We start from the raw sequence: 23,972 nt of genomic DNA, 5'->3' as shown, positions 1-23,972 counted from the left end.
CGATCAAGTCTTTTTTAAAAAATAAGAATGCGGGCCGCAAGTTCAAAATGAACTCACGACCCACATCTCCTAACCTGAGTAATCCTTACTTCTTCTTCGACCTGCGCTCGCGGATGTGCACCGAGATCTGAATCGGGGTACCCTCGAAACCGAATTCCTCACGCAGCTGACGCTCGATGTAACGGCGATAGCCGTGCTCGAGGAAGCCGGTGGCGAAGATGACAAAGCGCGGAGGACGCGTTGAAGCCTGGGTCGCGAACAAAATCCTGGGCTGTTTGCCGCCACGCAGCGGGTGCGGATGGGCGGACTGGATGCGGCCAAGGAACGAGTTGAGCTTGCCTGTCGGTATGCGCTTGTCCCACGATTCCAGCGCTGTGTTCATCGCCGCGAGCAGACGGTTGGTGTGCCAGCCGGTCTTGGCGGAAAGGTTGACACGCTGAGCCCATGTGACCTGGTCGAATTCGGTCTGCCACAAACGTTCGAGGCGCTGACGGTCGAAGTCGTTCATCAGATCCCATTTGTTGAACACCAGCACAATGGCTCGTCCGGCGTCCACGGCCTGGCTCATCACCTTGAGGTCCTGGTCGGAAATCGGCTGCGCGGCGTCGAACAGGACCAACGCAAGCTCGGAACGTTCGATGGCCGCCTGCGTACGCAACGACGAATAGTATTCCGCACCGGAAAGCTTGTGCAGACGACGCTTGATACCAGCAGTGTCGATGAATAGCCAATCCTCGTCTCCGATACGAATGATTTCGTCGACTGGGTCCCTCGTGGTTCCCGCCAAATCATTGACCACGCTGCGTTCCTCGTGTGCAAGCTCGTTGAGCAGCGAGGACTTACCTACATTCGGTTTGCCAATCAAAGCGACACGACGCAGATTGGTCGGTGTGAGGAAACCGGAGGTCTTCTTGGCCTTTTTCAGCGTATCCACGGCCACGTCGAGCAAATCTCCCACTCCCCTGCCGTGCATCGCGGAAATGCCATAAGGCTCACCAAGACCAAGCTTCCAGAAATCGGCGGTGAGATATTCGTTGGAACCGTCGTCAATTTTGTTGACAGCCAGCACGACCGGTTTGCCACTTTCACGGAGCATCTTGACGATGCGTTCATCAGTAGACGTAATACCTACTTGTCCGTCAACCACCAGAAGCACTGCGTCGGAAAGCCCTACGGCCACCTGAGCCTGCGAGGCGATAGCGGATTCGATGCCTTCGACGTCGGTTTCCCAACCACCGGTGTCGACCAGTTTGAAGTCGGTTCCGGCCCATTCCGCGTCATAGCTCACGCGGTCACGCGTCACACCGGGAGTGTCCTCGACAACGGCTGCGCGGCGTCCGAGAATACGATTGACCAACGTCGATTTGCCGACGTTCGGCCGCCCGACCACGGCGAGCACACCCACGGCCTTCTGCTTTGCAGCAGTGTCGTTATCAACTGTTTCACCGGCAAGCAGTGCTTCGTCTTCCTCGTCAAGGTCGTAGCCTTCGAGATTCGCGGCATATTGCTTGTATGACTGCTCCTCGATGGCGTTATCCACCAGTTCAATGAGCTTGTCCAGCGTCTCTTCAAACGTGAGGTCGGAATTGTCGACGGTCGTCACGCCATCGGCAGCCTTCAGGAAGCTGGTGGCCTTGGAATCGGCCTTGTCGCGGGCGATGACGTTATCGGCGCCTACACCGGCTCCGGCAGCGGACTGTCCGGTACGCCGGGCTTGACGCACTTCTGGACGTGCGGTCAGAAGTACACGCACTTCCGCGTTAGGGGCGACAACAGTAGTGATGTCACGCCCTTCGGCAACGATTCCGGCGCCTTTCGAGAAGGAATCAACAGACGCCTCACGATTGATATACGCCCTTTGTGCGGCAATCAGCAGATGCCGCACAGGCACGATATTCGAGACCTTCGAGACGTGAGACGAGACACGCGAATCACGAATCGCTTCACTGATGTCCTCGCCGTCGACCAGAACTTTGGGATCGTCCGGGTCAACGCCGATATCGAAATGATCACCGGTGAACAAGTCCCCCACCATTTCGGTGACGTTCTGCTCGTCAACAACGTCCGCATCCAGATCGGCACCCTGCTTGAGGCACCACCAGGCGGCGGCACGGTACATGGCACCAGTGTCAAGGTAGGCGTAACCGAAATACTTGGCCAACGCCTTGGAAGTCGAGGATTTGCCGACTCCTGCGGGCCCGTCAATGGCTACTCGGATCACAGACCCACCTCCTTGGCAAGCGAACGGACTTCCGTCTGCGAAAGCACGCGGTACGAACCCGGCTTCAAATCACCTAGTTTGATAGGACCGATCTGGGTACGCACAAGTCTGCGCACCGGGAAACCGACAGCGCCGAAGATGCGGCGGACGATGCGGTTCTTGCCCGAATGCAGCACGACCTTGACGATGGTCTGGTCGCGTGAGGAATCGATGATGGCACAATGATCGAGACGGATAAGCCCGTCATCGAGATTGACACCCTGAGTGACCAGGCGACGGCAGATGTTGCCGCTGATGCGTCCATCGAGCGTGGCGACGTAAGTCTTCTTGACCTCGTACCGCGGGTGCATGACGTGCTGGCTGAGCTCGCCGTCATTGGTCATCAAAATGAGACCTTCGGTTTCGTAATCGAGACGTCCCATGTGGAAAATGCGCTCGTATTTGTCGCCCACGATGTCGCGAAGCGTATAGCGCCCTTTCGGGTCATCCATCGTCGAAAGCACCTTCTTGGGTTTGTTGAGCGCCAATGTAATGTGCTTGTTGTTGAGCCGAATCCTCGACCCGTCAACCCGAATCTGCTGGCTGGAGGGATCGACTCGGGTGCCGAGTTCGGTCACCAGCTCCCCGTCGACCTCAACCCGGCCTTCCGTAATGATTTCCTCACACTTGCGCCTCGAGCCGAAACCGGCCTGCGCCAACAGTTTTTGAAGGCGAATTCCTTCATCGTAATTTTCCTGATGTGCCTTTTCGGCATGTGAATATGCGTGTGGCATCGTTCTCCCAACGTGGCCTTGCGAAGCGGTTTAAGCCGATTCGTCGCGTACTTTATCAGTTGCATCCCGCGTGATACAATACTGCAAGAACGCAACCCAACCAATTATAACAGTACTTACCACCCTCTTGCTATTATATTACGTGGTATGCGTCAGTTCATAAATAAAAAAGGATAATAGATGACGGAACAAAAAACACAACATACGAAGAGCGCAAAAGCTATTTCGATTTCAGGAATTTGCGGCGAGCTCGTCGGCAGCTTCCTGATTTTCGTGGCTATCTATCTCGTTTCTGCACTGAGTCCATCACTGTATGGCCCAAGCGCGATTCTGATCGCTGCAGCCACAGGCCTCGCATACGCGGCCATGACCTACATCTTCGGCAGGTTTTCGGGCGGCCAGTTCAACCCGGCAGTGACGTTGGCGTCAATGCTGGTGAGCAAGACCGGTATCTTAAACGGTATCTGCTATATCATCGCCCAGTTCGTCGGCGGCATCGCAGCCGGCGGCGTGGTCAAGCTTGTATTGCCGACATCAAAGGCCGCTCCGGCCAAGATGTGGTTTGCCAATGCCGTCAATGGTTATGACCAGGGATCCATTTCCTCCGCCCAGCTGCAGCAGGCCGGCGTGAGTTTCGGTATTCTTTTCGCAGTCATCGTTGAAGTCGTCGCCACAATCATCGTTGTAGCGGCTTCGCTGCAGGCTAGCGACGAGGATGGCAAGCCTACCAAGAACGCGCCGGCTATCATGGGCATCGCCTATGCGCTCGGCGTCACTTTCACTTATCCCATCACCGGTGCTTCACTGAACCCTGCACGTTCCCTTGGTATCGCCATCTTTGCTAACAACGTCGGCCTTACCGCAAGTCCGCTGAAACAGTATTTGGTGTTCCTGATCTGCCCGATTCTCGCTGCAGCCGTCGTGGCTATTGTCGTAATCATCGCGCAGATGCTTTCCAGCAAGAACGCGGAAAACGTTGAAGCACTTGACGTCACCGCCGATTGGGAAAAGGAAGACGCTGAATCCAAGGATGAGGACGAAGACGATTCTTCCGAGAAGTCCGATGATTTTCAGATGCCATCTCTCAGCGATTCAGACCAAACCTCCGATTCCGCGGATGCGGACGAAGGCAACAATGATGAAATCGTTGAAAGTTCAGATATCGAGGAAACCGAAACCAAGACCGATAAGGATTGATTGGGCTGGCGTCGTTTACATCAGCAGTTGAATGCTGAAGTAAACGACCAGCAATCCGATTCCCAAGGCGATACCGATAAAGGCATCAAAACCGACTGAACGGATTTTCCAAGGGCTCCGGTCTTTCAAGATCAATCTGATAAGTCCCGTAATGATGGCCGTCGCAGCGAATATTGCTGTGGCGGCCATCGTATATCCGATGCCCGCCAAGACGACCGAAACGATGACCAGAACAAGCACTCCCCATTCGAAAATAGGTTTGCCTTCGTTTTTCTCGGAGACATATGGATGCTTGTGGGACATGGCCATTCCTTTTGCAATAAAAAAATACCGGTACTTGAGCTAGTTTAGCTTCGTATCGGTATTTTAGTTTATCGAGTTGTCGTAAACCCTATACACAACCGCTTTTCAACTCAGTGGAAGAAGTGGCGCGTTTCAGTCAGATACATCGTAATGCCGCGCTTTTGCGCCGCCTCGATGACTTCCTTATCGCGGATCGACCCGCCAGGTTGCACAATAGCTTTTATTCCGGCATCGATCAAAGTCTCGGCACCGTCGGCGAAGGGGAAGAACGCGTCAGAAGCGGCCACCGAGCCTTGCGCGCGGTTCGCGCCATCGGCAAGCGTGTTTGCGCGTTCGACGGCCAAATGACAGGAATCCACACGGTTAACCTGTCCCATACCGATACCTACCGTCGCTTGGTCATGCGCCAGAAGGACGGCGTTGGACTTCACACAGCGAATCGCACGCCACGCAAATTCCAGATCCTTGAGCGTATTCTCATCGGCGGCTTCACCTGAAACAAGTTTCCACTGATCGGGATTGTCTCCGGGAGCATCGATCCTGTCGATGGACTGCACCAGAATTCCGCCGTCGATCTGACGGAACTGCATATCCGTGTGCGGCCGTTGCGCCACCTTCAAGATGCGCAGGTTCTTCTTGTGAGCTTTGAGCAGTTCCAGCGCTTCCGGCTCATAATCAGGAGCAACGATAACCTCGGTGAAAATCGGGCGGACGTTCTGCGCCATCTCAAGAGTGACGGTTGAATTAGCCGCAATGACTCCGCCATAAGCACTCATAGGATCACAGGCATGAGCTTTAAGATGGGCTTCAGCAACCGTCTTGCCGATGGCAAGCCCACAAGGATTGTTGTGCTTGCAGACGGCAACTGCAATCTGGGGTGCGAAATCCCAAACAGCTCGCCATGCGGCATCAGCGTCGACGTAGTTGTTGTAGCTCATCGGCTTGCCACCCAGCTGCTCGGCGTGGGCGAAACCGGTCTGGTCGAGTGCGTCGACGTAAAGACTGGACTGCTGGTGCGGGTTTTCACCGTAACGAAGGGTGTGCGCATAATCCCAAGTGCGAGTCATATGAGCTGGGAACAGCCCGGTTCCATCACTTTCTTGAGTTTCCTTGACCTTTTCCTGTACTTTGGCTTCGTCCTGTGGATCGGAAACGACAGCCTCATCAATACTTGCAGGTTTTGCCCAATGGCTGCCAGTCCACTCGGCAATGGTTGCGTCATAGGCCGCTGTGGTCGCAAACGCCTTGGCAGCAAGCCAACGACGCTCTTCCGCTGAGAATCCGCTGCCATCAGCCACATGCTGTGCCGCGAGGGCATAATCGGCCGGGTCGGTGATGACGGCCACGCTGGAGCTGTTCTTCGCCGCTCCACGAATCATAGACGGTCCGCCGATATCAATCTTTTCGATGATGTCAGCAACGTTAGCTCCCGACCGTACCGTATCGGCGAAAGGATAGAGGTTGACGATGACCATATCAAAGGGCTTGATACCAAGCGATTTGAGCTCTTCAGCCTGTTTGAGATTGGTCATATCGGCCAGAATGCCCGCATGAATGTGTGGATCAAGTGTTTTGACACGCCCTCCGAGACTTTCGGGGAAACCGGTGACTTGTTGCACCTCGGTGACATCGACACCAAGTTGGCAAAGTCGTTTTGCCGTCGAACCCGTGGAAACGACTTCGGTTCCAGCCTTTATAAAGGCACTGGCAAGGCCCTCAATGCCGGTTTTGTCGTAAACCGACACCAAGACGCGCCGAATCTTGCGATTGGTATCTGTCATCTGTTTCTCCCTTTGTTGCGGCGGTTTTATGGGATTTCCGTCTCATCTTCCGGCGTTGAGCCGGATTCTGGTGATGGGACGGAAGAAATTGAGCTTTCGGAAACGGAATCGCCGGTCTCAGCCTCGTCATCGACGGCATCGTTTCCGTTTGTCTTTCCTTGGGCTCTGAGATATCCGAAGAACAATCGCATAGCGAAGACCATCGCAACGACCACTACAGAGAGAAGCCACGCCAAAGAAAAACCGAGGGCGCTGGGCATACATACCACTCGTGAGGAGGCGACGGAATCCACGCCTACGTCGGCGAGACGGTACTGTCCCAAAGCCCCCGAAGAAAGACCGAAAAGAATATTCATGAGCAAAGCCATCAAGGCGCTGGTCAAGAAGAAGGAGAGGATCGGATACAAAAACTGACCGATGATCTTGCCGATTTTCACCGGCTCGTCAGGTTTGCCTGCACCGATTGCGAAGCAGCGTGGCAGGAACAATTCGATGATTCCGATGAGCAAACCACAGAGAAGAGGAATCGATATGAAGCAGATTCGCAGAAGGTCGCTGGAAACCGCCTGCGGGAAAATCGCGAAAACCGGCACTGCAGGAAGTCCGGCGGCGTGGTCATTCCACAAGGTGAACGAGGCCAAGTCACCGATCTTGAACCCTGAACCGAAGAGCCATGAAATCGCCCATAAGCAAAGGTTCGGCAGCCATGCCAGGGTGCAGATTGTGGTCATGATCCGTGAACCGGTCTGCATATTGGTCATGTGGAAGACACGCACCATCGCACTTTGGTTGGTGATGACCCAGACGAGCACGGTGATGAGGCCGATGACCAGATAGCCCAGCAACAATAGAAGTGTATTGGCGAATCCAAGTTTCAGGGACACGGCCAGACGGTCCGAAATATTACCACGGATGAACTTCACGCAGCGTTTCATCAATGGCGACTGCGGCAGAGCCCCACACAAAAACCCAATAGTAAAGACTATGGCCGTCTTCACAATGACCAGCCAGACAGGATCCTGCAGAATCACTGAGATGTTCTGTGTGAACACCCACATGATGGCGATCCAAAGCAAAAGTCCGGTTACGTAAGCTTTGGGACTCCCTGAAAGCACTTTGGTCAGCCATGCTATCAGCCAGATGAGCAGAAACATCAGAAGCAGCGGCACGATGCTCAGTGTGATGGCTCCGGCACGGAAACTTGCGCCTTGGCTTAAGAGCACTATCGCCAATGTCAATGGGACCGATTGGCCGGAAAGGGTGCCGCCGCCTTCCTCCATGGAGACAATCAGCAATGTCAAGGCCATAAAAAGCCCTAGGCATACCGTGAAAATCACGGATGCACCGAGGGCTATCAGAACACCTTTTATCCATGGCCGCTGGTTTTTGCTCATGCCTTGGGAGTACCGCCGTTCACCATCTTGCGTATCAGCTGGGCCGCCTGCCCTGGGGTCTTCCCTACAGGGATACCTGCGGCTTCGAGCGCTTCCTTCTTGTCCTTGGCAGTTCCTTTGCCTCCCGAGACGATGGCACCGGCATGGCCCATCTGCTTGCCTTCGGGAGCCGTGAACCCGGCGATGTAAGCCACAACCGGCTTGGTCATGTGTTCCTTGGCCCAAGCAGCTGCATCCTGTTCGGCGTTGCCACCGATTTCACCGATCATGATGACGGCTTTGGTGGCCTCGTCAGCCTCGAATTGTTGCAGTGCCTCAACAAGTGTCGTACCTACTATCGGATCTCCGCCGACACCAACGCAAGCGGTGAAGCCGATTTCCGAAAGCTCACCCATTAGCTGATAGGTCAGCGTACCGGATTTGGAAACCAGACCCAATGGACCGGAGGAAACAATGCCGTCAGGAATGATGCCGAGGTTGATACCTTTATCCTTGGAATCGTCGGTTTCAGGAAGTTTCAGAAGGCCAGGGCAATTAGGCCCGATGATTCTGATGCCCTTGCGCAACGCAAGTTCTACGCAATAGGCGGTGTCGGCCACGGGAATGCCTTCGGTGATGACGACGATCAAGCCGATGCCAGCTTCGATGGCTTCCAGCATCGCATCCTTCGCAAAACGAGGAGGAACAAAAATCACACTTGCCTTGGCTCCCGTGGCTGTTTTGGCTTCGCCACAAGTTGCATAGACAGGGATGTCAACATCCTTATCAGACCCATCGATATGGAAGGTCACGCTCTTTCCGGCTTTGCGAGGATTGACACCTCCGACAATATTAGTGCCTGCGTTGAGCATACGGGCGGTATGGGTCATCCCCTGATGTCCGGTCATACCCTGGACGATGACCGGGGCATTGTTTTCGATGAACAGTGTCATTTCGTGACCTCCTTAGCGGGCTTGGCGAGCCTTGCGGCCTCTTGTGCCGCCTCTTCCATGGTGCCACTGACGTGAATATTGGGATTATGCGCATCCGCAAGTATCTTGAGACCCTCTTGCGCCGCATTGCCATCGAAACGAACGACAATCGGCCTCGAGACATTCAGATTTTCAAGCGCTTCAAGGATTCCGTGCGCCACCTCATCGCATGCCGTAATGCCACCGTAAACGTTGACGAAAACCGACTCGACCTGTGGGTCGGAAAGAACGATGGAAAGGCTGTTGCTCATGACTTCTGCGGACGCGCCTCCGCCTATATCGAGGAAATTGGCCGGCTTCGCACCGGTCCCCTGTTCCTCGCCAGCACCGGAAACGGCATCCAACGAACTCATCACAAGTCCCGCACCATTGCCGATGACCCCGACCTGGCCTTTCAGATGGACGTAATGCAGACCGTGCTCTTTGGCACGTTCCTCGAACATATCGGTATGTGTGGTATCGGCAAAACGCTTCCACCCATCGTGGCGGAACGCGGCATTATCGTCCAAGGAAATCTTGGCATCGAGTGCACAGAGCTTCTTTGAGGATTCATCATCGGGGTCGCCGATTTTGGCCAGCGGATTGATTTCCACCAATGTGGCATCGTTGTCTTTGAAGCATTTCCACATCTTCAAAAGCACATCCGCGGCCTGATCGACATCTGCATGGTAAAACCCGATGGATTCCGCCATTTTACGGGCAGCATCCATATCGAAATTCTCCAAAGCACTGATATGCAGGCGCTTGACCGATTCGGGATGTTCCTTGGCGATTTCCTCGACCTCAGTGCCGCCGTTGGCCGTCGCCAATACGTCGAAATCACGGGAGGAACGATCAAGGGAAATCGAAACATAGTATTCATGGAGCACGTTCTTGGCTTCGGCTACCAAAACGCCGTTGACCTTATGACCGCGAATCGTCATCGGCAAGATCTGCTCCGAGGAAAGAATGGCCTCATCCTGCGTTTTCGCAAGCTTCACTCCGCCTGACTGGCCACGATGCCCGGTGCGGACCTGTGCTTTGATAACGCATGGGTAGCCGATTTCGTCAGCTGCCTCGGCTACCTCATGGGAATTCTGCGCGAAGATTCCTTTTGGCGTGTCTATGCCCTGCTCCGCAAGCAGCTGTCGTGCCTGATATTCATAAAGATCCATTAAATTCCCTCTTACTGATAGATGCTCATTCAACCTGTGCCCATGTGCGACCTAAAGCCGTTGTCAGGCGGGCATGGTGACCAGAGAGCTGATAGGAATATCGCCCAAATCGCTTCGTCCGGTCAATCCGATGAGCTCCATCACAAAGCTGAAACCGACGACCTTGCCACCGGCCTTGTTGATGAGGTCCGCAGCGGCCTTTGCCGTACCACCTGTAGCCATCAGATCGTCGACAATCAGCACGCGATCACCCGGCTTGATTGCGTCTTTTTCAATCTCGACCCTTGCTTCGCCATACTCGAGCGAATAGCTTTCACCGATGGTTTCCGGCGGCAGTTTGCCGGCTTTACGCACCGACAGGAAGCCTTTGCCCAGTTGTGCTGCCAACGGCGGACCGATAAGGAAGCCTCTAGCTTCCAGACCTGCGACATAATCAAAGGAATCGGCGGGAACCGGCAAAGCCAATTCAAGTGCCTTCATCATGATGGAGAATCCACGCGCATCCGCAAGCACTGGAATGAAATCACGGAACAGCACACCGGCTTTGGGGAAACCTGGAATGGTGCGAATGAGCGAAGTCACGTATTGTGCATCCTCTGCACCGACTTTGCCGAGCTCTGTGATGGTGATATCCGATTGTGTCATGAGCAAGCCTTACTGCCTATCTGCCATTGATTACTAAATCTTGGATTCATGTTTGATGCATAAACCCCACAAACTATGAATGAGGAATTACCTGTCTTTTCCGTTGTCCTCTTTTGCCTCGGCACCATCCTCAGAAGTGTCTTCGGCGTTTTTCTCATCCTCAGCTGGTTTTTGTTCATTATCGTCGCTTCCGGCGTCTTCGGCGCCGCTGTCACTGTCGAAAGGCTTCTGAGCCTGATCATCGGATTGTGATGCCTGAGCTGCCGCATCATCGGCATTTTCAGCTTCGCTTGTTGAATCCTCGTCTTCGTTCACGATTGGATTTCCATCCTCGTCCACTTCATCGTCATCGATGAAAGCCGGACGCTCGTATTTCTTGCTGATGGCACGGAACGTGAAACGAAGCTTCGAGCCTTCGGAATCGATGACAATCTCTTCGAACTTGGTATCGACGGAAACAACCTCACCGATAATGCCACCGATGGTCTGTACCAACTCTCCGGGCTGCAGCGAGGTTCGGAAATCCTGAACCTTCTGCTGCTGTTGCTTCGATTTGCGCGACTGCCACCACATCAAGGCGACCATGGCAATCAGAAGGACAAAAATAAAAATTGTATTGCTGTTAGTCACAGATAACTCCCATCGGACGAAACGTCAATTGCAGACTTGCTGAAGATGCCAAACTCTCTGATATCTACATACCTACCGTACCGGATTTTAGAATAACTTGTTGACATCATCTCTAGGGACGAGACCCAGATGATGCCAAGCTTTTTCGGTCGCAACCCTTCCTTTCGGGGTACGCACCAGGAACCCTTCCCGCACAAGATACGGTTCGCAGACGGTTTCCACGGTTTCCGATTCCTCGCCGACCATCGCGGAAAGATTGTTGAGTCCGACCGGACCACCATCGAAATTCCTGACGATGGCGTTTAAAACCGCCAGATCGAGCCTGTCGAGTCCTTCGGAGTCGATCTGATAGAGTTCAAGTGCGGCCTGAACGTCATCGGGCCCGATCTCATCGAGATCGTGGACGATCGCCCAGTCGCGAACACGACGCAACAGCCGGTTGGCGATACGCGGTGTGCCGCGGCTACGCATCGAAAGCTGTTTGGCACTGCCATCGGCCAAATTGATGCCGAGTACGCCGGCACTGCGCTCGATAAGCCGTTCCAACTCCTCATGCGGATAGAAATCCAAATGGGCGGTGAAACCGAAACGGGCACGCAATGGTGAAGGCAGCATACCTTCACGCGTGGTGGCGCCGATGACCGTAAATCGAGGCAAAGTCAACGGAATGGATGAGGCTCCTGGCCCTTTACCCACCATTACGTCGACGCGAAAGTCCTCCATCGCAATGTAGAGCAGCTCTTCCGCAGGACGAGGCAAGCGGTGAATCTCATCGATGAAAAGTACTTCGCCTTCATCGAGAGAACTCAGAATCGAAGCCAAATCACCTGCATGCTGAATTGCCGGACCTGAGGTGACACGAATAGGCACCTGCAACTCGTTGGCCACGATCATGGCCAGTGTCGTCTTACCCAGTCCCGGAGGACCGGCAAGCAGGATATGGTCAGGCGGCACGTCACGTTTTCTCGCGGCATCGAGAAAAAGCTGCAACTGCGCCTTCAAAAGGGGCTGTCCAATAAAGCCTTCGAGCGCGCGAGGACGCAGTTCCTCGTCGCTGACAGGCTCGTTGCCAATTGGCTCAGAGGAAATCATACGCAACGATTGCTCGTCTGCTCCCATGTTGGATTGTGGTCCGTTGGTCTCTGCCATGATGGTTTAGCGCCCCCGATCCAAGGATGTCAATGCCAGTTTCAGGACTTTGGGGATGTCCGAATTACCCAGTGGTGTTTCGATGTCGTTGTCTTTGCAGACTTTCGTGACGGCATGCGCAGCATCGTTTTCACGCCAGCCCAAGGAAACCAGACCTTCGATGACTTCCGTAGTCCCAGTGTCATATTCAGGTTCTGCTGAAGCGCGACCGCTTTCGATCTCATCCAAGTTGATGGACCCACGCAATTCGAGGATGATCTTCTGCGCACCTTTTTTGCCGAGCCCCGGAGCCTTGGCCAAAGCCGCCGCATCACCGTCCATGACGGTTTTTGCGAGCTTGTCTGGAGAAAGCGTCGAAAGCAGCGACAACGCTACGCGCGGACCAATGCCGCTAACCTTTTGCAACTGCAAGAACATACGTTTAGAGGATTGCGATAGGAATCCATACAATGCAATGGCATCCTGCGAGACATTGAGTGATGTGAACACCTTGGCTTCCTGGCCTGAATGCAAGGCGGAAAGCTCGGCCGCCGGCATGCGCACTTCGAAACCGATGCCGTTGACATCAATCAGGGCGTCGGCGTCTCCGACGCTTTCCACCCTGCCGTTGAGCATTCCTATCATCCGTCACTCCTGCCGCGAAGATGCATTAATCCGGCTTAAACAAAGCTTGCATTTAGCGATGATTCGAAATGAAGTAGACCAAGCTGCCCGTTTTAGCCAGACATCTCGCTAACCCAAACATTCGAACATCTGTTCGATAGCTTACATGCCCCTATCGACGCTATGGCGTTTCTTGGCATGCTGCTGGGCCTGCGCCCATTGACGCTGCGCCAGGGTGAGGTGCTGTTCCCTTTCCCCGCCTTCCAACGCGCCGGAAGGACGCAGAGCATGACATATCGCCTGTGCCAAGGCATCGGCCGCGTCAGCCGGCTCCGGAATCTTGTTGAGGTTCAGGATGCGTGCGACCATGCGCTCCACCTGAATCTTTTCGGCGCGCCCATTGCCGGTCACGGCCATTTTGGCTTCGGTCGGCGTGTGCAGGGCCACAGGAATGCCACGTTGGGCTGCGGCGAGCATGGCCAGTCCGGCGGCTTGAGCGGTACCCAGTACTGTATTCCGGTTTTCCTGCGCGAACACGCGCTCGATGGAAACGGTATCGGGCGAGAATCTGTCGATTTTGGCTGCAAGTCCGTTGTATATGGCCAACAGTCGCAGATCCTGCGAGATATGCGGGTCGCTTCGCACAACATCGACGTGAACAAAAGAAAGCCGGCGCGATGCGTCGGCTTCAATCACACCGACCCCGCAGCGTGTGAGCCCGGGGTCGACGCCAAGAATGATCACAGCGGATTACTCCTCTTGATCCAGCTGTTCCATGACCTCGTCGGAGGCGGTCCAGTTGCTGTAGATGTTCTGCACATCATCAAGGTCATCGAGATTGTCGATGAGCTTGGAGACCTTCTGCGCGTCTTCGAGGCCCAGATCCACCTCGGTCTTGGGAATCATCACTAAGTCAGCCGAATCATAGTCCACGTTGGCCTTCTGCAAGGCCTCACGCACAGTGACCATGTCTTCGGGACCGGTGATGACGGTATAGACATCGCCCTCGTCCTTGACGTCTTCGGCACCGGCTTCGGCAGCGATCTCGAAAAGCTTGTCATAGTCAAGCCCTTCCGAAGGAACCACGATCTGGCCTTTGCGCTCGAAGTTGAAGCTCACGGAGCCGGAGGTGGCCAGCGAACCGTTGCCTTTGGTGAGCGTGGAACGCACTTCTGCAGCCGCACGGTTGCGGTTGTCAGTGAGGCACTCGATGATGAGGCCCACGCCTGCCGGCGCATAGCCTTCGTAGGTGATGCTCTCGTAATTGGCGGCACCGGCTTCGGCACCAGATCCGCGCTTGATGGCGCGCTTGATGTTGTCAGACGGCATCGAAGACTTTTTGGCCTTGACAATGGCGTCATACAAAGTCGGATTGCCGTCGGGGTCGCCGCCGCCCAGACGTGCTGCGATTTCGATGTTCTTGATGAGTTTGGCGAACAGCTTGCCGCGCTTCGAATCGATGGCGGCCTTCTTGTTTTTAGTGGTCGCCCACTTGGAATGCCCTGACATATTGCTCCTAGCAGGTATACGAATACGTTAAACGTAACAATTTTAAAGCGGTTTCACGACAATACGCGCGCGTAGACTTGTAAAACCCGGTTGGCCACTACAGGCCAGTCATATCGTTTCGAACGTTCAAAGCCGGCTCGTCGAAGACGTTGCCTACGCTCCGGATTGTCCAAAAGCGAAATTATCTGACGTGCGCAATCGTGTCCATCGCCATTGGCGAATAACGCTGCATCGTCGCCATCCTGCGCGACGGCCGCAAAGGCGTCAAGGTCGCTGGAGACCACCGCGCACGAAGCGGCCATGGCTTCCACCAGAACGATACCGAAGCTCTCCCCTCCGGTCTGTGGAGCGACGTAGACATCAAGCGATTTGTAGAAACGTGCTTTGTCTTTGTCACTGATTCGCCCGAGAAATTCGAAGCGTTTGGTCAATGCTCCGCTGGGGTCGATCTTGCCGATAATCTTTATGGCATCCTGCTCCCCCGTGCCTGCGCAGAGGAATCGGGCGGATGGATAGCGCTTGATGACCTCGTTTGCAGCGCGGGCAAAAACGGAGAAGCCTTTGCGTGTCTCACCCATACGTCCCAGAAAGCCGATTGTCGGACGTTGCGTCGTACCCTGCCACGACGCATTGGACTCGGCGTTTGCAAAGAACCTGCAATTGATGCCGTTGGGAATGACGTCATATTCGATGTCACGGGGGCCGTAATGGTTGACCACGTCTTTGGCGGCCTGTGAAACGCAGATTCCCGCCGAAAGCGGCGAGAGATACTGCCGAAGATAACCTTGGAAGAAGCGCAACGCCAGCGGGTAGGGGTCGAAGGCTGCATGGAACGTGCCGACAAACGGGGGGTGATGAATCATCGTCAGTGGTTTGTGACTCAGCGACGGCGTTTCCGGTTCATGCAAGTGGACGATGTCGAAATGACCCTGCTTGACCCAGCGACGGGTGCGGGGCCCGACAAAGCCGAAATAGCTCAGGCGGGCAACGGAGCCGTTGTAGGGAATGGAAAACGAGGAATCGTTCGTGGTCACCCAAAGAGGCATGTCTCGCGTCCTGCGGCCCGGAGCCAGCACCTCCACATGATGCCCGCGTTTCATCAGCTCTTCGGCGAAATCGCGGATATGGAACTGTACGCCGCCGGGCGTCTCGAACGAATACGGCGAGATGATGCCGACATTCAGCTTTCTGCCGTGAAGCGGATCTGGGCGTTCGATGGCTCCATCGTTTTCTATATAAGACATGATTCTTTATTCTGCCATAGATTCGGTATTTCGGTTTTAATTTCTGGCGCAATCACCATAGAGACAATAATCACGTTGTGGTTTTATCGGTTAATCGATTTATCCGTTTGAGGTTTTATCGGTTTTGTTGATTTGCCTGAGCTCTGCCATCACTTCGTCGGGAACGTCCTTCAAACGTGACATATCCAGATCTTCGATAAAGATCGGCTGCAACATGTGCCAGTCCTCAGGATGTGCGGAAATGTCTCGGCTCCACACATCGACCCAAGCTTGGCTGATGGCGTGGATGGCCTCTTCGCGAGGCAGGCTGCGGAAGCGGTCGATGTCCACCGGCGCGCTGATGTCGACGACATACCCATATCTGATGCCTGCCTTGCGTCGGGCCTCGCCGGAAAGTTTCTCCCGGAACATGTTGACCACGAACAACGGCTTGCCGGTGTCCAGTGCCAACGTCGCCGGCCCGCGCGCCACACGGATGGTGGAGCCGAAGGCATGTACGAATTCGCCGTGCCGGCTCAGGTCACGGTCGGCGAGCAGCGGCACAAGAACGTGCGGCTTGGCCAACACATCTTCGAGTTTTTCGATAAGATGCGGCTGGCCGGTGAGAAACACAGTGATATTCACGCGTTTCCGGATTTCGATGAAGGTGTCGAGCAGCTTCTTGTTTTTGAGCCGTTCCGCGGTCACGGTTACCGGAGCAAGGACGTTGGCCGCAAGGAAGCCTTCATAATCCCAGTTGCCCTGATGGCTGATGGCCATGGGCGCACTGCCCGGATTGTCATGCACAAGTTCCTTGCAAATCGGCAGACCAGGACCAATCGGCCGGGTACGTGCGAGGAGCGTTTCATCGGACTGGCCGCCTACGGTCATCGCCTCGGCAAAGTAGGTGAAATAGGAACGCATGCCGCGGTGGCTGGTTTGGCGAAGAGTCTTTTCCGAAACAGTTCCATCCCGCGATTCGAGGACATGACGCAAATTTCGTTCGAGCTGCCTGACTCCCCCGATACGGAACAGCCAGCAAACATCTGCGGCGAACAGGAAAAGGCCACGCAGCAATGGTTCGGGGATAATTCTAGGGTGCTTTGCCAGGAATACAAGGAAATTATCGAGCATGTTGGTAATTGGTCTTTCAGATATTATACGAAAGCCTGTCTTGCATGGTCGAACGAAAATGCAAGACAGGCTTTCGTATGATATCAGATCGCGCCGTCGGCCTTCATCTGCCGACGAACCTCGAAGATACGCTGGAAAACGGTAATCGTACCCAGCACCGCCAGAATCACGATGAAAGCCATGAGCCAGCGAGGATCACGGAAAATGCCGCTCAGGAGCATGCCGACAAGGATGATGACCAGACGGTCACTTCTTGTGGCAATGCCGTTTTTGGCCTCGTAACCGACAGATTCGGCGCGGGCACGGGCGTATGAGGTGACGAAGGAAGTCATCATCGCGTACATCGATGCGCCGATGCCGACCCAACCGATCACATCATCCATATCGATGGTTCCCGAGGCAATCGACATGCCGCCGTGCAGCAGGAAATAGAGCACCACGGCAAAGAGCACGGCCCAATCGGCAATACGATCGAGCGTGGAGTCTAGGAAAGCGCCGAATTTGGTGCCGCCCGTGGTCAGTGCGGCCACCGAGCCGTCCAACGAATCGAAAGCCGCAAGAATGGCCATCAGTATGGAGCCTGGTATGAGCCAGCCGGTGATTCCCGTGGCAATGGCCACGAGAATCGTACCGACGGCCCCGACGATGGTCACTGCGTTCGCCGTGAAACCCATCGCAACCAACAGCTTGGCTATTGGCGCGATAAGGCGCTTGAACGGTGGTCGTAGTTTTTCGAGCATGCTTATGCTTTCCTCAGCAACTTTCTCTTACTTACTTGGTCGCTTGAGCGAAATCGTCGGCGTTGTTGACCTGGGCGCGGGACTTGATGACCTTGAGAATGTCGGCCTTGGCCGTATCGACCGGAACGCCATTGAGCTGGCTGCCGTCGCGGAAACGGAAGCTGACCGCGTTCTTGTTGACGTCGTCCTCTCCGACAATCAAGGTGAAAGGCACCTTGGATTTGGAGGCGTTGCGGATCTTCTTGCCGAAACGGTCATCAGAGGTATCCATCTCGCAGCGCACCGTCTCCTGAGTCAGTGAATCGATGAACTTCTGCAGATGGGGCGCGAACTCGTCGGCCACAGGGATGCCAGTGACCTGAACGGGGGCGAGCCAGACCGGGAAGGCACCGGCATAGTGCTCAAGCAGAATGGCGAAGAAGCGCTCGATGGAGCCGAACAGGGCGCGGTGAATCATCACCGGACGCTGATGGGTGCCATCTTTGGCGATGTATTCGAGCTTGAAGCGCTCAGGCAGGTTGAAATCGAGCTGGATGGTCGAGATCTGCCAGGTGCGGCCGATGGCGTCACGTGCCTGCACGGAGATCTTCGGGCCATAGAACGCGGCCCCGCCCGGATCGGCCACAAGGTCGAGCCCGGATTCCTCACCGACCTCGCGCAGCGTCTCCGTGGCTTCCGTCCAAATCTCGTCGGATCCGACGAACTTGTCCTCATCCTTGGTGGAAAGCTCAAGATAAAAGTCACTCAGACCGAAGTCGCGCAGCACTTTCAGCACGAAGTTCAGGATGGACTTCAACTCATCCTTCATCTGGTCGCGGGTGCAGTAGATATGGGAATCGTCCTGCGTCAAGCCGCGTACGCGGGTCAGTCCGTGAACCTCTCCGCTCTTCTCGTAGCGATAGACGGTGCCGAACTCGAAGAGACGCAGCGGCAGCTCCTTGTAGGAGCGCTGGCGGGACTTGAAAATCAGGTTGTGCATCGGGCAGTTCATCGGCTTCAGGTAGTAGTCGAAGCCCTTCTTGGTGACATTGCCGTCCTCGTCCACCTCTTCGTCCAAGTGCATCGGCGGGAACATGCCGTCCTTGTACCACTGCAGGTGGCCGCTGGTCTCGTAGAGGCCTCCCTTGGTGATGTGCGGGGTCTGCACGAAGCTGTAACCGGCTTTGCGGTGCATTTCACGGGAGTAGTCTTCCATGGCGTTGATGATGGCGCCGCCCTTCGGGTGGAAAACGGGCAGACCGGGTCCGATCTCCTCCGGGAAGGAGAAGAGGTCCATTTCGGCGCCGAGCTTACGGTGATCGCGCTTGGCGGCCTCTTCCATGCGAGCCTGATAGGCCTTCAGATCTTCCTTGGAAGCCCACGCGGTGCCATAAATGCGCTGCATGGATGGATTGTGCTCGTCACCGAGCCAGTAGGCGGCGGCGGTACGTTCCAGCTTGAATGCCTTGATATAACGGGTATTGGGCAGGTGCGGCCCTTGGCAGAGATCCTTCCAGACAATGTTGCCATCACGGTCAACATTGTCATACATCGTGATTTCACCCTGATTCGGTACCTCGGTGCCGACGGTCTCGTCGATATCTTCCTTCTTCTTACCGATGAGCTCGAGCTTGTAAGGCTGATCGGCCTCTTCTTTTCTGGCCTCGTCCTCACTGACCACGCGACGACGGAATGCCTGGGAGGACTTGATGATGCGCTTCATGCGCTTGTCGATTTCCTTCAAATCCTCAGGCGTGAAGGGCTTATCGACGTCGAAATCATAGTAGAAGCCATTATCGATGGCCGGGCCTATGCCGAGCTTGGCATCCGGGCGAATCTCCTGAACGGCCTGCGCCATGACGTGGGTGGCGGAGTGGCGCATGATGGCCAGACCGTCCTCGCTGTCCAAAGCGATGGGTTCAACGGTGTCGCCGTCATGAAGCGGGGTGTAAAGGTCACGGGGTTTGCCGTTCAAACGGACGGCAATGATGTTCTTGTCTTCTGCAAAAAGATCGGTGCCCGTCTGCGTGGCTCCCACCTCCTTTGCTTCGCCGTTGAGTTTGATGGAGATGGTTTGTTCAGCCATGGTATGGTGTCCTTTGCTTTCAGGGCCCGCGTTACTAGGGGCAGGCCTGGACGGTAAATCAACAGTGCCAACGATATTGGTTATGGGCGACATAGGATCATAACTATGCATCTTCAAGATTACTTACTGTGCGGGGGTTCTGGGATATACCTTATTCGGGACGCTCCTGGCCAAACCGTTAATTGGAAAGCCTTGTGGGCTTTACATAGGTTCGGTGAGCGCGAAGTATCGAGCGCGAAGGCAAAATCTTTGATTTTGCTCGGCCGTGTCTTACGTCCGAACAAGGCATATCCCAGAACCCCAATCAAGACTGATAAATAACGACAATATACTTCTAAAAATATGATTGAGATTCGTTGGCACTGAGGCGATGAAAGGGAATGGAGCGGACAACGGGACTCGGACCCGCGCTCTCGACCTTGGCAAGGTCGCGCTTTACCAACTAAGCTATGTCCGCAAAAGACAACAGTCAAAAAATATACAGGTACCCGGTTCATCTCGCAAATCATCGGCGCGTTTTCCTGAAAAGACACCCGATCTAAACGGAAATCGACCGACGCACATCTTACGAAAGATAATACCAAAAATCCGAGAATCTCATCAATCTAGTTAATTCAGTAGCGATAAGACTTCGGCGGGATTTTAGTTATCAAACTATGATCGTATGCCGCAGGTTTATCACAGTGAACGAAGGAAATATCTTCCGGTTCGACGAGATGCGATCAACATGGTGTTGTTGCCCATCTCACGCCAACCGCCATCCGCATCCTGACGGAACCCGGAACTTGCGACCAACAACCCCAATCCATGGTCTTTATCGTCTCTGATATCGCGGAAGCGCATGGTTGCGTAGTCGTCACCCTGACCGGTCCAACCATAATCATTATAGAACTCTGTAATCTCCGGCACAGTCTTTCCTCCACAGCCAGCCTGTACAGCAACCATTTCCTCGTCATCACGCACAATGCAGTTGTAACTTGACATAGGATATGTTTCTCGCATCTTTCCGACCGCATGCAAAATCGCATCACTGAGCTTCATCCCCTGACGGGTATACCCTACTATGACAGCGAAAAAGATCGCAGAATCGCTGTGGATACTGATGGATCCGACAATGTCACGATCTACTTCAAAATCAGGATTATCAAGAATATTGACATCGTCTGCACCGGCGATATGGCCATTGTGTATGAACTCGATCCCGTCACACGCGAACGGCTGTTGATTCTCGATTATCCCTGCGATTCCCGGGCTACCCCACCGCAAATGCCACAGTGCCGACTGCGCGGGTGCCTCGGCTAAGGAGGAAAACACCGGATCAACATAGGCGGCGACCGTAGTGTGGTAGGTTCGGTCCCCCGAAGCATGGGATGCGTCGTCACCTATGAACCCTTTCAAGGAGACGCCCCAACCGTCCTTATGAATCTCACTGAGTCTGCGAAAATCGGCAGTATCGTTCTCCCCAAGAATATCTTTCAAACTCAATTGAGCTGCATTGACACAGTATCCAAGCAATCTGCACATGGGTGCTCACTATAATTGCGTTGTTTGAAAATAGACCCGCTCAGAGCATAACTCGTCAGGCTTTCCTGCCAAAAAGTGTCGACAAGCCTAACAAAGCTCGAATGCGTACAAAAGGTCGCTGAACGGGTATATCTCATAAGGGCTATGCAGGTTTGTCATCGACTAGCTAAAAGTCAATTTTACTTAGTATCGTGTTGATCCCTGATATCGTAAAACAAACCAATCATGACACTCTTTTTTTCAGAGTTGTTCCGCTTCCTTGGGTTTCCGATACAAATCGGGTTCCACATAGATTTCGAAACGATAGAACGGCAGTGCCTTGCGCACGGACGATTCGATTTTGTTGATGGTCTCGACGTCGTAGTCACGGTCGAGCTCGGAGGTCTGCACTTTCAGGCACAGCAGGATGTCGTCTTCGGCCATATGCACGGCCTGCATGTTGATCAGTCTGTCGACGCCGGGAGTCTCTTCGACGGCCGCACGGATACGGGAAACCATCTCGGGCTCCACCGCCTCACCGATCAGTAGCGAACCTGATTTGAACCCGAGCGCAACGGCTCCCACAATAAGGATGACGCCGACGCACATGCCGCCCACTGCATCCCAGATCTCATCGCCGGTGACCAGCGCCATGGCAATTCCCAACCCTGCGAAGACAAGACCGACCAAGGCAAGGGTGTCTTCCATCATCACCGAGGCAAGTTCAGCGCTTTTGGTCTTGCGCCAGAAAGCAAACAGATTGAGATGCCCGATCTTGAGCGTTTCCATGCGTTCGTGAGCCTCACGGATCGATGTATGCAGGCCGTAACCCTCCAGGCAGGCCGATACGACGATAACAGCCAACGAAGCCAGCAGCTCAATGGATTCGACGCCTCTTGGTGCCGATCCGTTGGCGAGTTTGACGAGTTTTTCGAAACTTTGCGAAGACGAGAACCAGCCACCAACGAAGAAGAGCAGGGTAGCCACGAGGAAAGACGCAAGGTATTTGGCACGGTAGAGGCCGAAGGGATGGTCCTTATCCGATTTCGCGGCGGCCTTGCCACCGACCATAAGCACCAGTTCGTTGGCGCAATCGGCCACGGAATGCACTGCCTCGCTCAGCATCGCCGACGAACCGGTGAACACCGCCGCAAGCCCCTTGGCGACTGCCACTCCAACATTCGCCAACAGCGCCGTCTTTACCGAATCGCTTGCCATACCTTGTCCCCCAGCTAAACCTAAGAATCAATACATCAGAATATAATCTTTAAAAAATAATAACTCATGACAAGATGTATAAGTAAAAGAAAAACCGAAAAACAAAGAAAAACGTGGGTGATGCTGGAATCGAACCAGCGACCCCTTCCGTGTGAGGGAAGTGCGCTAACCGCTGCGCTAATCACCCGATATTCAATTAGTGGCAAGCCTTGCCCCGACAACTAAGTCGCCGGAACACAGCCTATATATTAAAACCGGAGTCTCCTCCGGCTTTCGTGGGCGATACAAGATTCGAACTTGTGACCCCTTCCGTGTCAGGGAAGTGCGCTAGCCTCTGCGCCAACCGCCCAGGTTGTTTGGATTCAGGATTCTCATCCATCTTCCGAGGTGGGTACGAGAGTCGAACTCGTCTATACGGCTTTGCAGGCCGCTGCCTAACCGATTGGCTAACCCACCGTAAGGTCGTTACAACTCTTCGGACCTAGAGCGGACAACGGGACTCGGACCCGCGCTCTCGACCTTGGCAAGGTCGCGCTTTACCAACTAAGCTATGTCCGCAAAGCTTTCAATGAATTCCTTCACCGAAGCACGAGAGATAACTATATATGTTCTTGCGCCTTTTTACAAATGGCTGCGTGTCGCCCCGAAATATCAATATTTTCTTCACGTTATGGGTCATAACCATGCATTTTCTATAATGTTATTTTCTACTCCAGTAGAAGAAAGTCATTCACCGATGGCATAAGCCCTCAAATTTCAAGGTTTCCAGCAGCTAGATTAGGACTCATGACATCTGATGCGAAAACAACGAATCCCATCATGATTTGTGCCTTCGAAGGCTGGAACGATGCCAGTCAGGCAGCCACAAACGTGATCCGCCATCTCGTGGCAAGCTACGAGTCACGGGAAATCCGGCACATTCGCACCGACAGCTACTATGACCTGCAATCCGCACGTCCCATGATTTGTCACGTCACCGGTCAGGCGCGCATCATCTGGCCGCAGACCACGTTCTATGAAATCACGGTTGCGCCTAGACTTCACATCTACGCGCAGATAGCACCAGAACCCAATTACCGATGGATTGATTATTGCCGCAACTCGCTGCGTATCGCCGACGAACTGGACGTCGGCGAAATCGTGACGTTGGGGTCGATGTTCGCCGATTGCCCGCACACCCGTCCGCTACCTGTCGAAGAATCGGCTCTGCGACGCGGCGAATCAAGCATTCGCGGAGGTGCAGTCAAGGACTCGGAGAAACACGGCAAAGACGAAAACCCCTACGACGGACCGGTCGGCATCCCTACGGTGCTTGACATGCTGGCCGAGCAGGAAGGTTTCTACACCAATTCAATGTGGGTTTCCGTGCCCGAATATCTCGCCGGTGATGAATGCCCACAAGGTACCTTGCAGATTTTGCAAAGACTTTCGCAGATGCTCGGCGTTCAGCTCAACGTAGGAACGTTGCCGAAGCAATCTCTGACTTGGAAGGCACAGGCCGACGTCCTCGCCAATTGCAACGATGACCTGAAACATTACATTGAGCACCTGGAATCAAAATATGATCTTGACCAGCAGCTTGACAGACTGGGCAACGGGACAGTTCCTCGAGGCGACGAGATAGCGCAGGAAGCCGAAGAATTCCTCTCGCATATTGAAGACTGAAAATCAGTCTTAACGGATACATCGACCTCAATGACTTTAAATAAAAAAGGTGCCTGCCGACTACATGTTCGACAGACACCTTTTGATTTGTTTA

At 54.3% G+C, this 23,972-nt stretch carries 21 protein-coding genes and 5 tRNA genes; 2 read left to right on the top strand and 24 right to left on the bottom strand.

Annotated elements, in window-relative coordinates:
• Positions 1-85: 85 nt before the first annotated feature.
• Both der and OZX67_RS05105 read right to left on the bottom strand, forming a co-directional pair.
• The gene (gene der, locus OZX67_RS05110) at positions 86-2,221 is read right to left on the bottom strand and encodes a bifunctional cytidylate kinase/GTPase Der (protein ID WP_277141479.1); all 2,136 of its coding nucleotides are present in this window, start codon (positions 2,219-2,221) and stop codon (positions 86-88) included.
• Positions 2,218-2,994, bottom strand: a complete 777-nt coding sequence (locus OZX67_RS05105; RefSeq protein ID WP_277141477.1) for a pseudouridine synthase — start codon at positions 2,992-2,994, stop codon at positions 2,218-2,220. The genes der and OZX67_RS05105 overlap by 4 nt, the downstream gene beginning before the upstream one ends.
• Positions 2,995-3,174: 180 nt before the next feature.
• On the opposite strand from OZX67_RS05105, the gene OZX67_RS05100 reads away from it, so the two are divergent.
• Positions 3,175-4,191, top strand: coding sequence for an aquaporin (locus tag OZX67_RS05100; RefSeq protein ID WP_277141475.1), 1,017 nt, complete (start codon positions 3,175-3,177; stop codon positions 4,189-4,191).
• Positions 4,192-4,206: 15 nt separating this feature from the next.
• On the opposite strand, the gene OZX67_RS05095 is transcribed toward OZX67_RS05100, so the two are convergent.
• From OZX67_RS05095 to OZX67_RS04990, 22 genes are all read right to left on the bottom strand, one after another.
• Positions 4,207-4,494, bottom strand: a complete 288-nt coding sequence (locus tag OZX67_RS05095) for a DUF3017 domain-containing protein (protein ID WP_277141473.1) — start codon at positions 4,492-4,494, stop codon at positions 4,207-4,209.
• A gap of 110 nt (positions 4,495-4,604) precedes the next feature.
• Positions 4,605-6,275, bottom strand: coding sequence for a bifunctional phosphoribosylaminoimidazolecarboxamide formyltransferase/IMP cyclohydrolase (gene purH / locus OZX67_RS05090; RefSeq protein WP_277141471.1), 1,671 nt, complete (start codon positions 6,273-6,275; stop codon positions 4,605-4,607).
• Positions 6,276-6,301: 26 nt separating this feature from the next.
• The gene (locus OZX67_RS05085; protein ID WP_277141469.1) at positions 6,302-7,582 is read right to left on the bottom strand and encodes a DUF6350 family protein; all 1,281 of its coding nucleotides are present in this window, start codon (positions 7,580-7,582) and stop codon (positions 6,302-6,304) included.
• A gap of 83 nt (positions 7,583-7,665) precedes the next feature.
• The gene (gene sucD, locus OZX67_RS05080; protein WP_277141467.1) at positions 7,666-8,601 is read right to left on the bottom strand and encodes a succinate--CoA ligase subunit alpha; all 936 of its coding nucleotides are present in this window, start codon (positions 8,599-8,601) and stop codon (positions 7,666-7,668) included.
• A complete protein-coding gene (sucC, locus tag OZX67_RS05075; RefSeq protein WP_277141466.1) occupies positions 8,598-9,794 on the bottom strand; it encodes an ADP-forming succinate--CoA ligase subunit beta in 1,197 nt (398 codons plus the stop codon). The genes sucD and sucC overlap by 4 nt, the downstream gene beginning before the upstream one ends.
• Before the next feature lie 63 nt (positions 9,795-9,857).
• On the bottom strand, positions 9,858-10,439 hold the full coding sequence (locus tag OZX67_RS05070) for an adenine phosphoribosyltransferase (protein ID WP_277141464.1): 582 nt from the start codon (positions 10,437-10,439) through the stop codon (positions 9,858-9,860).
• An 87-nt stretch (positions 10,440-10,526) separates the two neighbouring features.
• On the bottom strand, positions 10,527-11,051 hold the full coding sequence (locus OZX67_RS05065; RefSeq protein ID WP_277144936.1) for a preprotein translocase subunit YajC: 525 nt from the start codon (positions 11,049-11,051) through the stop codon (positions 10,527-10,529).
• Positions 11,052-11,156: 105 nt separating this feature from the next.
• On the bottom strand, positions 11,157-12,218 hold the full coding sequence (ruvB, locus tag OZX67_RS05060) for a Holliday junction branch migration DNA helicase RuvB (RefSeq protein ID WP_277141462.1): 1,062 nt from the start codon (positions 12,216-12,218) through the stop codon (positions 11,157-11,159).
• Between the two features lie 6 nt (positions 12,219-12,224).
• A complete protein-coding gene (ruvA, locus tag OZX67_RS05055) occupies positions 12,225-12,842 on the bottom strand; it encodes a Holliday junction branch migration protein RuvA (protein ID WP_277144801.1) in 618 nt (205 codons plus the stop codon).
• A 141-nt stretch (positions 12,843-12,983) separates the two neighbouring features.
• A complete protein-coding gene (gene ruvC / locus OZX67_RS05050; protein ID WP_277144799.1) occupies positions 12,984-13,565 on the bottom strand; it encodes a crossover junction endodeoxyribonuclease RuvC in 582 nt (193 codons plus the stop codon).
• 6 nt (positions 13,566-13,571) lie between these two features.
• A complete protein-coding gene (locus tag OZX67_RS05045) occupies positions 13,572-14,330 on the bottom strand; it encodes a YebC/PmpR family DNA-binding transcriptional regulator (RefSeq protein WP_277144797.1) in 759 nt (252 codons plus the stop codon).
• 53 nt (positions 14,331-14,383) lie between these two features.
• Positions 14,384-15,574, bottom strand: coding sequence for a glycosyltransferase family 4 protein (locus tag OZX67_RS05040; RefSeq protein ID WP_277144795.1), 1,191 nt, complete (start codon positions 15,572-15,574; stop codon positions 14,384-14,386).
• A 99-nt stretch (positions 15,575-15,673) separates the two neighbouring features.
• A complete protein-coding gene (locus tag OZX67_RS05035) occupies positions 15,674-16,687 on the bottom strand; it encodes a phosphatidylinositol mannoside acyltransferase (RefSeq protein WP_277144793.1) in 1,014 nt (337 codons plus the stop codon).
• A gap of 83 nt (positions 16,688-16,770) precedes the next feature.
• On the bottom strand, positions 16,771-17,427 hold the full coding sequence (locus OZX67_RS05030) for a CDP-alcohol phosphatidyltransferase family protein (RefSeq protein ID WP_277144791.1): 657 nt from the start codon (positions 17,425-17,427) through the stop codon (positions 16,771-16,773).
• Positions 17,428-17,458: 31 nt separating this feature from the next.
• Positions 17,459-19,492: a threonine--tRNA ligase gene (gene thrS / locus OZX67_RS05025; protein WP_277144788.1), complete on the bottom strand. Its 2,034-nt coding sequence runs from the start codon at positions 19,490-19,492 to the stop codon at positions 17,459-17,461.
• A 381-nt stretch (positions 19,493-19,873) separates the two neighbouring features.
• A tRNA-Gly gene (locus tag OZX67_RS05020) sits at positions 19,874-19,949 on the bottom strand.
• A 221-nt stretch (positions 19,950-20,170) separates the two neighbouring features.
• Complete coding sequence (locus OZX67_RS05015) at positions 20,171-20,977, bottom strand: class II glutamine amidotransferase (protein ID WP_277144786.1); 807 nt, start codon at positions 20,975-20,977, stop codon at positions 20,171-20,173.
• A 279-nt stretch (positions 20,978-21,256) separates the two neighbouring features.
• A complete protein-coding gene (locus tag OZX67_RS05010) occupies positions 21,257-22,213 on the bottom strand; it encodes a cation diffusion facilitator family transporter (protein ID WP_277144784.1) in 957 nt (318 codons plus the stop codon).
• A 114-nt stretch (positions 22,214-22,327) separates the two neighbouring features.
• A tRNA-Val gene (locus OZX67_RS05005) sits at positions 22,328-22,400 on the bottom strand.
• An 89-nt stretch (positions 22,401-22,489) separates the two neighbouring features.
• Positions 22,490-22,562, bottom strand: a tRNA-Val gene (locus tag OZX67_RS05000).
• 36 nt (positions 22,563-22,598) lie between these two features.
• Positions 22,599-22,669 (bottom strand) — tRNA-Cys (locus OZX67_RS04995).
• Positions 22,670-22,698: 29 nt separating this feature from the next.
• A tRNA-Gly gene (locus OZX67_RS04990) sits at positions 22,699-22,771 on the bottom strand.
• Positions 22,772-22,999: 228 nt separating this feature from the next.
• Between OZX67_RS04990 and OZX67_RS04985 the strand changes: the two genes are divergently transcribed.
• On the top strand, positions 23,000-23,878 hold the full coding sequence (locus OZX67_RS04985; RefSeq protein WP_277144782.1) for a PAC2 family protein: 879 nt from the start codon (positions 23,000-23,002) through the stop codon (positions 23,876-23,878).
• Positions 23,879-23,972: the final 94 nt, after the last annotated feature.

It is taken from the genome of Bifidobacterium sp. ESL0728, assembly GCF_029392015.1.
Lineage (GTDB): Bacteria > Actinomycetota > Actinomycetes > Actinomycetales > Bifidobacteriaceae > Bifidobacterium.
This window is presented reverse-complemented; position numbering and strand designations above follow the sequence as displayed.